This is a genomic window from Microlunatus sp. M237 (assembly GCF_056896895.1).
The window spans coordinates 283,887-297,971 of record NZ_JBXHBL010000003.1 but is presented as its reverse complement, the minus strand read 5'-3'; the positions used below and the strand labels follow the sequence as shown (position 1 = coordinate 297,971).

The 14,085-nt window shown below is 67.6% G+C and carries 11 protein-coding genes; 8 read left to right on the top strand and 3 right to left on the bottom strand.

Annotated features, from left to right (window positions below; genetic code table 11):
- Positions 1–17 precede the first annotated feature (17 nt).
- The 3 genes from AC1XX3_RS12445 (at position 18) to AC1XX3_RS12435 (ending at position 2,966) form a co-directional block, all read left to right on the top strand.
- Positions 18–596 carry a hypothetical protein gene (locus tag AC1XX3_RS12445; RefSeq protein WP_483321460.1) on the top strand — a complete coding sequence of 193 codons (579 nt, stop codon included), beginning with the start codon at positions 18–20 and terminating at the stop codon, positions 594–596.
- A gap of 108 nt (positions 597–704) precedes the next feature.
- Entirely contained in the window at positions 705–1,430 is a 726-nt protein-coding gene (locus tag AC1XX3_RS12440; RefSeq protein WP_483321459.1) for a potassium channel family protein, read from the top strand.
- 219 nt (positions 1,431–1,649) lie between these two features.
- Complete coding sequence (locus AC1XX3_RS12435) at positions 1,650–2,966, top strand: glycosyltransferase 87 family protein (RefSeq protein WP_483321458.1); 1,317 nt, start codon at positions 1,650–1,652, stop codon at positions 2,964–2,966.
- A gap of 29 nt (positions 2,967–2,995) precedes the next feature.
- Here AC1XX3_RS12435 and AC1XX3_RS12430 read toward each other — a convergent pair whose 3' ends face one another.
- From AC1XX3_RS12430 to ngcE, 3 genes are all read right to left on the bottom strand, one after another.
- Positions 2,996–3,892 carry a carbohydrate ABC transporter permease gene (locus tag AC1XX3_RS12430; protein WP_483321457.1) on the bottom strand — a complete coding sequence of 299 codons (897 nt, stop codon included), beginning with the start codon at positions 3,890–3,892 and terminating at the stop codon, positions 2,996–2,998.
- Positions 3,889–4,782: a carbohydrate ABC transporter permease gene (locus AC1XX3_RS12425; protein WP_483321456.1), complete on the bottom strand. Its 894-nt coding sequence runs from the start codon at positions 4,780–4,782 to the stop codon at positions 3,889–3,891. Before AC1XX3_RS12425 ends, AC1XX3_RS12430 begins: the two co-directional genes overlap by 4 nt.
- A 101-nt stretch (positions 4,783–4,883) precedes the next feature.
- Positions 4,884–6,302 (bottom strand): N-acetylglucosamine/diacetylchitobiose ABC transporter substrate-binding protein, encoded by a 1,419-nt coding sequence (gene ngcE, locus AC1XX3_RS12420; protein WP_483321455.1) that lies wholly within the window; start codon positions 6,300–6,302, stop codon positions 4,884–4,886.
- A 299-nt stretch (positions 6,303–6,601) separates the two neighbouring features.
- Here ngcE and AC1XX3_RS12415 point away from each other — a divergent pair, with 299 nt between their 5' ends.
- The 5 genes from AC1XX3_RS12415 to AC1XX3_RS12395 all read left to right on the top strand — a co-directional run bounded on the left by AC1XX3_RS12415 (position 6,602) and on the right by AC1XX3_RS12395 (position 14,085).
- Positions 6,602–7,600: an N-acetylglucosamine kinase gene (locus tag AC1XX3_RS12415; protein ID WP_483321454.1), complete on the top strand. Its 999-nt coding sequence runs from the start codon at positions 6,602–6,604 to the stop codon at positions 7,598–7,600.
- 125 nt (positions 7,601–7,725) lie between these two features.
- Complete coding sequence (locus tag AC1XX3_RS12410) at positions 7,726–11,592, top strand: multifunctional oxoglutarate decarboxylase/oxoglutarate dehydrogenase thiamine pyrophosphate-binding subunit/dihydrolipoyllysine-residue succinyltransferase subunit (RefSeq protein ID WP_483322095.1); 3,867 nt, start codon at positions 7,726–7,728, stop codon at positions 11,590–11,592.
- Between the two features lie 12 nt (positions 11,593–11,604).
- Complete coding sequence (locus AC1XX3_RS12405) at positions 11,605–11,787, top strand: DUF6104 family protein (protein WP_483321453.1); 183 nt, start codon at positions 11,605–11,607, stop codon at positions 11,785–11,787.
- A 64-nt stretch (positions 11,788–11,851) separates the two neighbouring features.
- Positions 11,852–13,000 (top strand): galactokinase, encoded by a 1,149-nt coding sequence (gene galK, locus AC1XX3_RS12400; RefSeq protein WP_483321452.1) that lies wholly within the window; start codon positions 11,852–11,854, stop codon positions 12,998–13,000.
- A 194-nt stretch (positions 13,001–13,194) separates the two neighbouring features.
- On the top strand, positions 13,195–14,085 hold the full coding sequence (locus AC1XX3_RS12395; protein ID WP_483321451.1) for an ABC transporter substrate-binding protein: 891 nt from the start codon (positions 13,195–13,197) through the stop codon (positions 14,083–14,085).

The window sequence follows — 14,085 nt, the reverse complement described above, 5'->3', positions numbered from 1 at the left end:
TAACGATAAGGGCACGCGTGGTCCTTGTGACGACCTCCAACCGCTCCATGTCCCAGAGTTGCGATATCAGCTCGGAGAGGGGCGCAATGAACGCTCGATCAGCCGCCGCACTGCGTCACATCGCCGTTTGGCTGCTCAGCACGTCCGTGCTTGCCACAATGGTCGGCTGCGGCGGCGCGCCCGTTGCAAGCCGCGAGCCGACCGCACAGCCGGCTTCGGCCTTAACCCCCAGCAGCGCGCCGTCCAGCACCGCTGCAACAAAATCAGCCGAAACAGTCCGGTGCTTTCTCGGCGAGCCGGACGCCCGCCTCCTTTCGAGTCGGTGGCTCATAGTCGTGGCTTCGAAGGGGGCTTCGGACCACCTCGAGTACGTCGACCTATTCGCCGGCGAGACGAAGGATTTTGCCGATGAGGCGATGGAGTGCGGCGGCGACCTGGCGGTAGTCGGCACGTCCCTGGCCTTCGAAGCAGCCCTGCTGAAGGTGGCGACGATCGGCGACAAAGCCGACTACGGCCCAGCGCAGAAGGCCGGTCAGGACCTATATGACTACTTCGGGATCAGCGACGAACAGTTCGGGGATGACCCGCTTGAGTGAGGTGTCACTGCGCAGACGATGCGAGCATTGAGTCTCCCAGTAACGATCACGCGACAAAGCCAGGCCTTAACAGCGGCCGCACCCCTTAAGCGCCCCACCATGTAGGCCATGACCTTGACCGAACGCTGGGAGCGGGCCACCGACTGGGTGCTTATGGCCGCAGCCGTAGCCTTCCTCGCCGCGTACGCCGCACCGATAATCAGCCCAGATATCAGCCCCGGAGCACAGACCACCTGCCAGCTAGTCACGTGGGTCACCTGGGGCATGTTCGTGGTCGACTACCTTGCTCGGCTATTGCTGGCGGAGGACCGCCGGAGCTTCTTCGTGCACCATCTTCTCGACCTCGCCATCATTGCTCTGCCTCTGTTGCGCCCGTTGCGCCTACTGCGTCTTGCGACCTTGCTGAAGGTCCTGAGCCGGAAGGCATCCACCGGGCTTCGTGGCAAGGTCGCCGTGTACGTGGCTGGTGGGTCGAGCCTGCTGGCTTTCTGCGGTGCCCTCGCCGTTCTAGACGCTGAACGGACCAGCCCCGACGCAAACATCGTCAACTTCGGGGACGCGGTCTGGTGGGCTATCACGACGATGACGACGGTCGGCTACGGCGATCGCTACCCCACCACGGGCATTGGTCGGTTGGCTGCCGCGGCGCTCATGCTCGGCGGGATCACGCTGCTCGGGGTCGTGACCGCAAGCCTGGCGTCCTGGCTCGTCGAACACGTGAGCGTCGTGGAACAGCAGCAGACAGACGACCTTCGGGCCGAGCTGGCCGCCCTCAACGACAAGCTCGACCGCGTGCTCGAGGAGAGGAAGGGCCAAACTGTTGGCACCGACTGAGTGAACCTCTAGTGCGGGCTCTGTGAGCACACGCGGATCGCCGTGAGCCGCGCTAGGAGCCCGACCAGACAGCAGTCAGCATCCGCAGCTAGCGGCCAGGTTGACCGTTCCACCCGAGATCGAGCACCACAGCTCTCCCGGCGAGGAAGGTTCCGTCCCGGCACCGGAGCCCGGTGATAGATTTCGGCCAGCCCTGTCCACCCCAGCTGGAAGCGACTCGTGTCTGCGCAAGCATCATCGCCCGATCACGCCCGGACCGTCTCGGTCCCCCGACGCATCGAGCGGTGGTACGCAGGACACCGCGGTGGCCGACTCGTCGTCATCGGCTGGCTGGTGACCAGACTGGCGATCCTCGGCGTGCTCGCCACCGTGGAGCGGTTCGTGGTCGGCGACGTCTTCTACTACTGGCGCAAGATCGAGTCGCTGTTCGACGTCGGCCTGGCCAAGACGCTGACCGAATATCCCACCCCGGTCGCCTGGATCCTGTGGTTGCCGCATGCCGTCACCGGCGGCTCCCGGGTCGGCTATCTCATCGCCTTCGTCGCCGTGATGATGCTGCTGGACGCCGCCTTCACGTACGCCCTGTGGCGCAGCGCGGGCCGCCGTCACGACGAGTCGGTGGACTTCTGGCTGCTCTTCGTGCTGCTGATCGGCCCGCTGTCGCACCTGCGGTTCGACATCCTTCCGGCGGTGCTGGCCGGTGGAGCGCTGCTGGCGGCCCGGCGGCGTCCGTGGGTGACCGGTGCCCTGACCGGCCTGGGTGCGGCGATCAAGCTGTGGCCGGCGCTGCTGCTGCCGGCGTTTCTGGCGCACAAGCCCGACCGTCGCGCGGTCACCTGGGGGTTCGTCGGCGTGGGCTTCGGGCTGGCGCTGCTCAGCCTGGTCGCCGGCGGCTGGACCCGGCTGGTCTCCCCGCTCACCTGGCAGTCCGGCCGCGGGCTGCAGATCGAGTCGATCTGGGCCACCCCGTTGATGATCGCCCGCGCGGTGAGCTCCGGCGACTGGGTGGTCGACATGTCGAAGTTCCAGGCGTTCGAGATCTTCGGCCCCGCCGTGACCGTCTTCCTGCGGCTCAGTGACCTGGCCACGGTCGCGGGCCTGGTGGTGATCATCGCGCTCTTCGTGCGCGCCTTCCGCTGCGCGAACCCCAGTCCGACCGCTGTCGGGCTGGTTATCTTGGCCACCGTGGCGATCATGACGGTCACCAACAAGACGCTCAGCCCGCAGTATCTGCTGTGGATGGGCGGACCGATGGCCGTGCTCCTGCTGCTCCGCCACACGCTCGACCCCGAAGGCGCCCCCAGCCGGCGCGACGTGTCGAGGCTGGCGGTCGGGCTGCTGGGCCTGGCGCTGCTCACGCATCTGGTCTACCCGCTGCTCTACGACGGCCTGCTGGGCCAACAGGGGCAGGTGATGACGGTCCTCGCCACGATCGTGACGGCGCTGCGCAACGTCGCCCTGGTCGTCTTCACCGTGGCGGTGTGCCAGCTGGCTTGGCGCTCGCTGACGCCCGTCGGCACACCGGCACGCCCGTGACCGAATCACCCGGGCGGGACCGCTGCGGCCTATTTCAGCGTGCCCTGCGACACCGAGCCCTGCAGCTGACGCTGGAAGATGATGTACACCACCAGCACCGGGGCAACCGTGATCACGACGGCGGCGAACAAGGCGCCGAAGTCGACCGAATAGCCGGCCTGGGAGGCGAAGTTGGCCATCCCCTGGGACAAGACGTAGTTGTTGACATTCGTGTTCAGCGCCACCGGGATGAGGAACTGGTTCCACAGCCCGAGGAAGTTGAAGATGAGCACCGAGGCCATCCCGTTCTTGGCCATCGGCAGCATCACGCGGAAGAACGTCGACCACTCCCCTGCGCCGTCCAGGGCCGCCGCCTCGGCGATCTCCTCCGGCAGCGCCTTGAAGAACGAGAACAAGAAGAACACCGTGAACGGCAGCGCGAACGCCACATAGGTCAAGGACAACCCGGGCAGCGTGTTCAGCAGCCCGAAGTTCTTCAGCGCGAAGAACAACGGCACGATGGCCAGGAACACCGGGAAGGTCAGCCCGGCCAGCATCAGGTAGTAGATCGCCCGGTTGCCGAAGAACTCGAACCGCGCCAGGACATAGGCGCACATGGCTCCGAGGATCATCACGATCACCAGCGCCGAGGTCACCACCAGCACGGTGTTGACGAAATATCTCCCGATCCCCGCGGTGGTCCAGGCGTTGACGTAGTTCTCGACGTTGAGCGACGTGGGCAGCGAGAACGGCGAGGCGAAGATCGCCCGGGTGGTCTTGAACGACGTCACCAGCGTCCACAACAGCGGCGCGACGACGATCACGGCCCAGATGATGAGCACGGTGTGCGACACGGTGCCGAAGACACGCTCCGAGCCGGACGCCTTGACCTTGCGCGGGGCGGCCGTGGCGGGGGCGCTGGGGCGGTCGGTCAGGGTGGCGGTCATCGATCCTCCTTCCCGCCGAGCAGGCGGTTGACGGTGAACACCACGGCCGCGAAGGCGAGGGTCACCACGGCCAGGATCACTCCCATGGCGCAGGCGAGACCGAACTGACCCTTGCGGAACGCGGTCGTCAGCAACTGTTGCGACATCACCAGCGTCGAGTTGTCCGGCCCACCGCCCGGGTTCAGCGCAGCCATGTAGACGAACGCGTCGAGGGCGAGGATGCCGAGATAGATCCAGGCGGTCTGCACGTTGTCGCGGACCAGCGGCAAGGTGATCGTCACCGCCGTGCGGAACCGGCCGGCGCCGTCGATCCGCGCCGCTTCGTAGAGCTCGGCCGGGATCCCCTTGATCGCGGCCACGAACAACACCATGTAGAAGCCGACCATGCTCCACACGATCACGAAGACGCTGGCCAGCATCGCGGTGCGCTCATCGCCCAGCCACGCGAACGAGGCGAACCGATCCAGACCGATCCGGGTCAGCACGCCGTTCAGCAGACCGGCGCTCGGGTCATAGATCTGGCCCCACATGATGCCGATCACGATGGCCGGGATGACGTACGGGAAGAACGACACCGTCCGATAGAAGCCGGAGCCCTTGAGCCCCCGGGTCTGACCACGGTTGGTGCCACTGACCGTGACCAGGTTGGCCAGCGTGAAGCTCAGCACCAAGGTGATCACGGGCAACACGAGCGCCAGGAAGATGTTGTTCCCCAGCGCCGTCATGAAGATGTCGTCGTCGAGCAGCTTGCGGAAGTTCTCCAGCCCGACGAAGTTCTGGGTCGGGGTGAACCCGGACCAGTCAGTGAGCGCGTAGTAGCAGGCCTGCACGAACGGCGACAGGACGAAGATGGCGTAGATGGCGAGCGGCAGACCCAAGAAGACGGCCATAAAGCTCACCTTGTCGAAGGTCAGCCGCGTCCTGGGGGAACGCCGCGACCGGACGGGGCCAGGTCCGGCCCCGTCCGTGCGCGGCGGCGCGACGACTGCCGTCACGTGATCTCGATCTTCGTGACCGAGCTGTCACCCGCCACCTTGTCGGTGATCTGCTGCAGCCTCGAGGTCAGGGCGGCGACGTCGGCCTTGCCGTCCAAGAAGGCGTTCCACACGACCAGCTGGTCGGTGTTCATGCCGTAGTACTCGACGAAGATCCAGGAGAAGATATCGGCCCCGGCGGCCTCCAGCAGGGCGGTCTGCGAGACCAGAGCTGTGGAGCCGAAGCCGTCGGCCGGGATGGTGCCCTTGACGATGGTCGGGGCCAGGATGGTCTTGGCGAAGTTGGTCGCCGCCTCCTTTGAGAGCATCACGCGCAGCAGCTCCTTGCCGCCAGCCACGTTCTTCGCCTGAGACGGCACGACGAAGGGCTCGCCGGCCGTGCTGTGCAGGGCCGAGTACGGCAGTGCGCTGTCGCTGGTGACCGTCGGCGCCGGAGCGCCGGTCATGTCGAAGCCCGGCTTGATCTGCTTCTTCATCTCGTTCTCGATCCACGAGCCCGACGGATACAAGATGGCCTCTTCGTTGTTCGACCACTGCGCCTGGGCGGCGGTGAACTGGGTCCCGGAGCCGCCTGGCTTGAAGTAGCCCGCCTTGACGATCTTCTCCAACGCGGTGAAGGTGGCCTGCACCGCCGGCAGCGACCAGCAGTCCGGCTTGAGGTTCTCCAGCGCCAGCCGGACCTCGTCGCCGCCCTCCTTGATCGCGGAGGCGATGGCCATCGTCTGGTAGTAGGTGGCTGCCTCCTTGCCCCAGACGAAGAGGTACTTGCCCTTCTCCTTCGCCTTGCCACCGAGCTCGAAAGCCTCATCCCACGTCTTCGGTGGAGTCCAGCCGTTCTCCTCGAACAGCGAGGCGGAATACCACAGCGCGTACACGGTCAGGCTGTAGTTGAGGGCGACGAATTTGCCTTCGAACGTGCCGGGCGTGGTGACGCCGCTGTAAAGGGTGTCCTTGATGACCTGGCCTTCGAGGTTCTTCGCATCCAGAACGGGGGTCAGGTCCTCCAGCTGGGCCACGATGGTGCTGATGCCGATCGCGTTGGCACCGGAGTTGTCGATCAGGTCCGGCGGGTTGCCGCCGACGAAGCGTGGCTGCAGCTCCTGGGCGATGTTGGTCGACGGGGCGATCTTGACCGTGACGGTCGGTAGGCCCTTCTTGAGCTGGTCCGCGGCGAACTTGACGTAGTCGATGCCGTAGCCGCCGTTGAAGATCACGGCGTCGATGGTCGAGTTGTCAGCAACGCCGAACGGGTTGGTGTCAGAGACCGCTCCCGAGGGCCCCGAGCTCGAGGCCGGGGTGTCGCCGCCGCCGGCGGCGCAGGAGGCGAGGCCGCCTCCGATGGGTGCGAGAGCCGCTGCAGTGAGAGCGACCTTGAGGAACTGGCGACGTTGTAGGGGCTTCTTGTCCGCTGTCATCACATACCTTTCATGGAAGGTGTCCATCTCGTCGTCGAGGTGGCGTGCTCCGGCGGACAGGATCGTTGGCGTGACCCGACGCCTGGCGAGGTCAGTTGGTTCCGAGCCGAGCTGGCGAGATCGGATCGGTCGTGGCTGGTGGGGCGGCCGGGGAACCTGCGCACCGGCTGCTCCTCTCTCCCGCTGGATGAGTATGGACACCTAAACACAGATGGTGATGTGCTGCAGTTATTTGCGGCAGGTATTGCACGAACTTGCAACACGCCGTTACATTTCCGACGTTTTCGAGCGGAGGAGCCGTGACCGAGCTGTACGTGGGTGCCGACGTGGGCGGCACAGCGACCCGGGTCGCGGTGGCCGATGCCCAGGGCCGGGTGCTGGCGGTCGCCGACGGCGGGCCCGGCAACCCCACGAACGTCGGGGTGCACGGCTCCGCGACCGAGATCCGCCGGGTGGCGTCCGCCGCCCTGTCCGAGCTCGACCCGCTGGCTCCCACCCGGGTCGCCACCTTGGTCGTCGGACTTGCCGGCGCCACCCGGGTCGTCGGCGATGCGGCCTACCTGGGCGCGCTGGCACCAGCAGGCCTGGCGGTGCTGCCGCGCGTGGTCTCCGACCTGGCGGTGGCCTTCTGCTCCGCCACGCCGGCCGTCGCGGGCTACGTCCTGGTCGGTGGCACCGGGGCCGTGGCCGGCCGGGTCGAGGGCGATGAGCTGGCTGCCCGTCGCGACGGGTGGGGGTGGCTGCTGGGTGACGACGGTTCGGGCTTCTGGCTGGGTCGGGCGGCGGTCCGGGCCACCCTCGAGGACCTGCAGACCGGCAGACCGCTCGGCCCCTTGGCGCGCGCCGTCCTCCGCCACAGCGGCGCTGCCGACCAGAGCGGCCTGGTCGAGGCCTGCTATTCGCGGTCACCGTCCTGGCTCGCCGCTTTCGCCCCCCTGGTCACCGACCTCGCCGGTATCGACTCGCGGGCGGCCGTGATCGCCGAGGAAGCCGCCTTGCTGCTGTGGCAGACGCTGTCGTCGCTCGACCCGGTCCCGGGCGAGCCGGTCGTGCTGGCGGGATCCGTCGCGACCCGGCCGGGTCCGGTATCCGCGGCTTTGACCCGCCGGCTGAACCACCTGAACGCTCCGGTGCTCCGATCGGGTGACGGTGTTGCCGGCGCCCTGTGGATCGCGCTGCGCGGCCGCGGACATGGCGATGACATCCGGCACGCCCAGCTGCGCCGCACCGTCGGCCTGAGTGACCCGGTCGGCCCGGTTCCGTCGCCACGCTGCAACCACCCGACCTCTGGTACGTAAACTTGGGTAGCCTAGGGACGACGGCAGGTAGGCCCCTGCCGACATGAGATGAAACGCAACGGAAGAAGGCGACAGTGGCCCCCGCGCCCGACCAACCCACCAACGGCCCCTCAAGTTCTGCCTCGCTGGCCGACTCCCCCGTCGAGTTCGGTGCCAACGACTGGCTGCTGGAGGAGATGTACGACCAGTACCGCGCAGATCCCAACTCGGTCGACGCCAGTTGGCAGGAGTACTTCCGTACCCACAACGCAGCCGCGGAGACGACCACGGGCTCGAACGGGTCCGCCGAGAAGTCCGGCGCCTCCCCTGCCGCGCAGCCCGGCCGCGATAATGCCACCAGCCCCGCCCCGCAGCGAGCAGCGACCAAGCCCAGCACGACCGCGGCGGCACCCCAGCAGAGCTCGGGCCCGGCCGCGACGTCCGCTCCCGCGGACAAGCAGCTGAACGGCACCGCGGCCAAGGCCGCGAACGGCACCGCGGCGAAGGGCTCGCCCACCCGCCCAGCCTCCAGCGTGGAGAAGCCGAACTCGGTGAAGGAGGCACGGCCGAGCAAGCCGGGCAACGTCGGCGGACTGCCGGCCGATCCGCCCAACCCGTCGCACCGACCCGACGTCGCCCCGTCCGAGCCGCAGAAGACCACGCTGCGCGGAGCCCCGGCCCGTACGGCCAAGAACATGGACATCTCGCTGAGCGTCCCCACCGCGACCAGCGTCCGCTCGCTGCCGGTGAAGCTGCTGGTCGACCAGCGCATCGTCATCAACAACCATCTCCGCCGTGCCCGTGGCGGCAAGGTGTCCTACACCCACCTCATCGGCTACGCCATGGTGCAGGCCCTCAAGGCCGTGCCGGCGATGAACAACGGCTATGAGGAGATCGACGGCAAGCCGACCATGGTCGTGCCGCGCCACGTGAACCTCGGTCTGGCCATCGACATGCAGAAGGAGGACGGCACCCGCCAGCTGCTGGTCCCGTCGATCAAGAACTGCGAGTCCCTCGACTTCGCCCAGTTCTGGGCCGCATACGAGGAGGTCGTGCGCAAGGCGCGCAACAACAAGCTGACCGTCGAGGACTTCGCCAACACGACCATCACGCTGACCAACCCCGGCACCATCGGCACCAGCCACTCGGTGCCGCGGCTGATGAGCGGCCAGGGCACCATCATCGGTGTCGGCTCGATGGAGTACCCGCCGGAGTTCCAGGGCTCCGACCCCGACCGGCTCAGCGAGATGAGCGTCTCCAAGGTGATGACGCTGACCTCCACCTACGACCACCGTGTCATCCAGGGCGCCCAGTCCGGTCAGTATCTGGCCCGCCTCCATGCCCTGCTGCTCGGCGAGGACAACTTCTACGACGACATCTTCTCGGCACTGCGGATCCCCTACGAGCCGATCCGCTGGGCCCAGGACGTCAGCGCGAACCACGAGGACCAGGTCTCCAAGCAGGCCCGGATCTTCGAGATGATCAACGCCTACCGCGTCCGCGGTCACCTGATGGCCGACACCGACCCGCTGGAGTATCGCCAGCGCAGCCACCACGACCTCGACGTGCAGACCCACAGCCTGACGCTGTGGGACCTGGACCGAGAGTTCGCCACCGGCTCGTTCGCGGGTGGCCAGGGTCTGATGAAGATGCGCAAGATCCTCGGCATCCTGCGTGACACCTACTGCCGCACCATCGGCATCGAGTACATGCACATCCAGGAGCCGACTCAGCGCAAATGGATCCAGGACCGGGTGGAGCGCCCGCACGAGTCCCTGCCGCGCGAGGAGCATCTGCGGATCCTGGACAAGCTCAACGAGGCCGAGATCTTCGAGACCTTCCTGCAGACGAAGTTCGTCGGTCAGAAGCGGTTCAGCCTGGAGGGCGGCGAGTCCGCCATCGCCCTGCTGGACGAGATCTGCGAGCAGGCGGCCGACTCCGGTCTGGAGGAGGTGTGCATCGGCATGCCGCACCGCGGCCGGCTGAACGTGCTGGCCAACATCGTCGGCAAGTCGTACGCCCAGATCTTCCAGGAGTTCGAGGGCAACATCGATCCCCGGACCGTCCAGGGCTCCGGCGACGTGAAGTACCACCTGGGTGCCGAGGGCAAGTTCTCTGCCCTCAGCGGCGCGACCATCAAGACCTCGGTGGCCGCCAACCCGAGCCACCTGGAGGCCGTCAACCCGGTGCTGGAAGGCATCGCCCGGGCCAAGCAGGACATCCTCGACCGCGGCAACGAGTTCCCGGTGCTGCCGGTCCTGATGCACGGCGACGCGGCCTTCGCCGGCCAGGGCGTGGTGGCGGAGACGCTCAACCTGTCCCAGCTGCGCGGCTATCGCACCGGTGGCACCATCCACGTGATCGTCAACAACCAGGTCGGCTTCACCACCTCTCCGACCGAGTCGCGGTCCTCGATGTACTGCACCGATGTGGCCCGGATGGTCCAAGCGCCGATCTTCCACGTCAACGGCGACGATCCCGAGGCCTGCATCCGGGTGGCGCGCCTCGCGTTCGCCTTCCGGCAGGAGTTCAACAAGGACGTCGTCATCGACATCGTCTGCTATCGCCGCCGTGGCCACAACGAGGGTGACGACCCGAGCTTCACCCAGCCGAAGATGTACGACCTGATCGAGAAGAAGCGCTCCACCCGCAAGCTCTACACCGAGGCGCTGATCGGTCGTGGCGACATCTCGGTGGAGGACGCCGAGGCGGTGCTGAGCAGGTTCCAGCAGCGGCTCGAGAGCGTGTTCCGCGAGGTGCGGGACACGACCACCACGTCGGAGGAGACGCCGTACCGCCGGGTGCCGGTCTATCCGAGCAAGTCCGCCGCCGGCCATGGCACCGCGATCACGCTGGAGACGATGAAGCAGATCGCGGACGCGCACACCAATGTGCCGGACGGCTTCACGGTGCATCCCAAGGTGCTGCCCCAGCTGCAGCGTCGCGCCGCCTCCATCACCCAGGGTCCGATCGACTGGGCCACCGGCGAGATCCTCGCCATCGGCTCGCTGCTGGTCGAGGGACGCCCGGTCCGGCTGACCGGCCAGGACACCCGCCGGGGCACGTTCGTGCAGCGGTTCGCCGCCGTCGTCGACCGCGAGACCGGTGAGAGCTGGGTGCCGCTGCGCCACCTCGAGGAGGGCCAGGGCAAGTTCTTCGTCTTCGACTCGCTGCTGAGCGAGTACGCGGCGATGGGCTTCGAGTACGGCTACTCCGTGGCGCGGCCCGAGTCCTTGGTCATGTGGGAGGCCCAGTTCGGTGACTTCGCCAATGGTGCGCAGATCATCATCGACGAGTTCATCACCTCCGGGCAGGCCAAGTGGACGCAGAAGTCGGGCGTGGTGCTGCTGCTGCCGCACGGCTATGAGGGTCAGGGCCCGGACCACAGCTCGGCCCGGATCGAGCGGTTCCTGCAGCTGGCGTCGGAAGAGGCGATCACCGTCGCGCAGCCGTCAACGCCGGCCAGCCACTTCCACATGCTGCGGCAACAGGCGCTCGGTGAGCGGCACCGTCCGCTGGTGGTCATGACGCCGAAGAAGATGCTGCGGATGAAGGCCGCGACCTCTGACCCCGAGGACTTCACCTCGGGCAGCTGGAAGCCGGTCCTGGCCGATCCGAGCGTGACCGACCGCGACGCCGTCCGTACGGTCCTGCTGTGCTCGGGCCGGGTGCGCTGGGAGCTGACAGCCGAGCGCGCGAAGCGCAACGTGGACGACTCGGTGGCCATCGTCGCCGTCGAGCGGCTGTATCCACTGCCGGCCCAGGAGATCGTCGACGTGCTGGCGGGCTATCCCAACGCGACGAGCGTCCGCTGGGTGCAGGAGGAGCCGGAGAACCAGGGCGCCTGGCCGTTCATGGCGCTCAACCTGCCGCGGGCGCTGACCGCGGTGGATCCCTCGGTGACGGTGGACCTGCAGCCGGTCACCCGGCCGTCCTCGTCGGCCCCGTCGGTGGGATCGGCCAAGGCGCATGACGTGCAGCAGCGCGAACTGATGGAAGTTGCCTTCAGCTGATGGCTGTGGTGGATGTACTTCACCGACCGCGGCATTGAGGAGCTCGAGTCACGCCGAGGAGACGACGAGGTCTCCTTGGCGTGGCTCGCCGAGCAGCTGCGTACATTCGTCGACCTGAACCCGGAGTTCGAGGTCCCGGTGGAGCGGCTCGCCACCTGGCTGGCCCGCCTGGACGACGATCTGGAGGACGACTGACGCACCCCGGGGCGGGCGCGCCACCCCGCCCCCTGCGCCGTCACCGACTCGATAGGGTTCCCAGATGACCGTGACCACGCCGAACGACCTCGCCGCTGACTTCACCAGCCGGGTGGGACGCCCACCCACCGGCGTCTGGGCGGCACCGGGTCGGGTCAACCTGATCGGGGAGCACACCGACTACAACGACGGCTTCGTGATGCCGTACGCCCTGCCGCAGCGGGTGATGATGGCGGCCGCGCCGCGTGACGACGACAGCTGGCGGGTGACGTCACTGAACAACGACAGCACCGAGACCTTCACCCGTGCGGAGCTGGTCCCCGGCATGGCCGGATGGCAGGCCTACGTCGCCGGCGTGGTGTGGGCGCTGGAGGAAGCCGGTCATGCGGTGGGCGGCGCCGACCTGGTGCTCTCCTCCGACGTACCGCTGGGCGCCGGCCTGTCCTCCTCGGCCGCGCTCGAGTGCGCCACGTTGACCGTCCTGGCCGACCTGAACGCCCTCCAGATCGAGCCGCTGAACCGGGCCAAGCTCGCCCGACGCTGTGAGAACGCCTTCGTCGGAGCTCCGACCGGGCTGCTCGACCAGGCCGCGTCGACGATGTGCACCGCCGACCATGCCCTCTTCTTCGACTGCCGCAGCTTCGACACCCAACAGGTCAGGCTCGACCTGCCCGCCGCCGGTCTGGAGATTCTGGTGCTGGACACCCGCACCCCGCACTCGCATGTGGACGGCGAGTACGCGACCCGCCGGGCCACCTGCGACCAGGCCGCGGCCATCCTCGGCGTCGCGGCTCTGCGCGACGTCACCGACCTCGACGACGCCCTGGGGCGGCTGGACGACCCGGTGATGCAGCGCCGGGTCCGCCACGTGGTGACGGAGAACGCCCGCGTGCTCGAGGCGGTCGAGGTGCTCAGCGCCGGCGACTACCGTCGGCTCGGCCCTCTGCTGGACGCGTCGCACACCTCGATGCGCGACGACTTCGAGATCACCGTCCCCACGGTCGACCTCGCCGTCGAAGCGGCCCGGCGGGCGGGCGCGGTCGGGGCCCGGATGACGGGCGGCGGCTTCGGCGGTTGCATCATCGCGCTGGTGGAGGCGGGCTCGGCCTCAGCCGTCGCCGCCCGGATCCACGACGAGTTCGCCACCGCCGGTTTCGGTGCCCCGGCCCATTTCGTCGCCCTGCCGTCCGCCGGAGCCGGTCGGCTGATCTGACCGGCGTGCGCCGCCCAGCGCGTACCGCAACCCCGATGTCGATCAGGTTCCGAAAGCCGACAATCAGGTTGCGATCACCGGTACACGCGGCGCACGTCTTGTGCGGCGTGCGAGGATTTCGTTCGGGACACCGAGGTCCGTCGTCAGGATGGGCGCCGCATCACGAGGGCGAGCGCCCGCAACAGGAGGTACTTGTGAACGTCCGCGTCAAGATGGGTCTGGTGCTGGCCACCGTCACCACGATGGCTTTGAGCGCATGCGGCTCCGACTCGCTGTCCGGTGAGCCGGCCGGTGAGACCACACCCACCACGGCCACCAGTGTCGACCCGGCCCTCGCAGCCAAGCTGCCTGAGAAGATCAAGACCGCAGGCAAGATCGTCATCGGCACCGACGCCAGCTATGCGCCCAACGAGTTCCTCGCCGGGGACGGCAAGACGGTGCAGGGCATGGACGTGGACGTGTTCAACGCGGTCGCTGCCAAGCTGGGCGTGAAGGCCGAGTTCCAACCGTCCAGCTTCGACACCATCATCGTCGGCGTGACTGGCGGCAAGTACGACATGGGCATCTCGTCCTTCACCATCAACGAGCAGCGCAAGACCCAGGTCAACATGGTGAGCTATTTCTCGGCCGGGACCCAATGGGCGACGCCGGCCGGCAACCCGAAGGGCGTGACGCTCGACGACCCGTGTGGCAAGACCGTGGCGGTGCAGGACAAGACGGTGCAGCAGGAGGAAGATCTGCCCGCCCGGCAGGCCAAGTGTGGCGCCAACAAGATCAAGATCTTGCCGTTCGAGGGCCAGGACCAGGCCACCGCTGCCGTGGTCAGCGGCAGGGCCGACGCCATGCTGGCCGACTCCCCCGTCACCGCCTACGCCGTCAAGCAGTCGGCCGGCAAGATGGAGCTGCTCGGTGACGTCTACGAGGCCGCGCCCTACGGCTATGTCGTCCCCAAGGACCAGACCGAGTTCGCCGAAGCGCTGGCCGCAGCGCTGAAGGCGGTCCAGGCCGACGGCAGCTATCAGGCTGCTCTGGCCAAGTGGGGCGTCGAGAACGGCGCCATCACCGACTTCGCCGTCAACCCGTGA

Coding starts and splice junctions, on each gene's coding strand:
- galK (WP_483321452.1), top strand. CDS start 11,852: ATGACCGTGACCACGCCGAACGACCTCGCCGCTGACTTCACCAGCCGG.
- AC1XX3_RS12440 (WP_483321459.1), top strand. CDS start 705: ATGACCTTGACCGAACGCTGGGAGCGGGCCACCGACTGGGTGCTTATG.
- ngcE (WP_483321455.1), bottom strand. CDS start 6,302: ATGACAGCGGACAAGAAGCCCCTACAACGTCGCCAGTTCCTCAAGGTC.
- AC1XX3_RS12405 (WP_483321453.1), top strand. CDS start 11,605: ATGTACTTCACCGACCGCGGCATTGAGGAGCTCGAGTCACGCCGAGGA.
- AC1XX3_RS12430 (WP_483321457.1), bottom strand. CDS start 3,892: ATGACCGCCACCCTGACCGACCGCCCCAGCGCCCCCGCCACGGCCGCC.
- AC1XX3_RS12425 (WP_483321456.1), bottom strand. CDS start 4,782: ATGGCCGTCTTCTTGGGTCTGCCGCTCGCCATCTACGCCATCTTCGTC.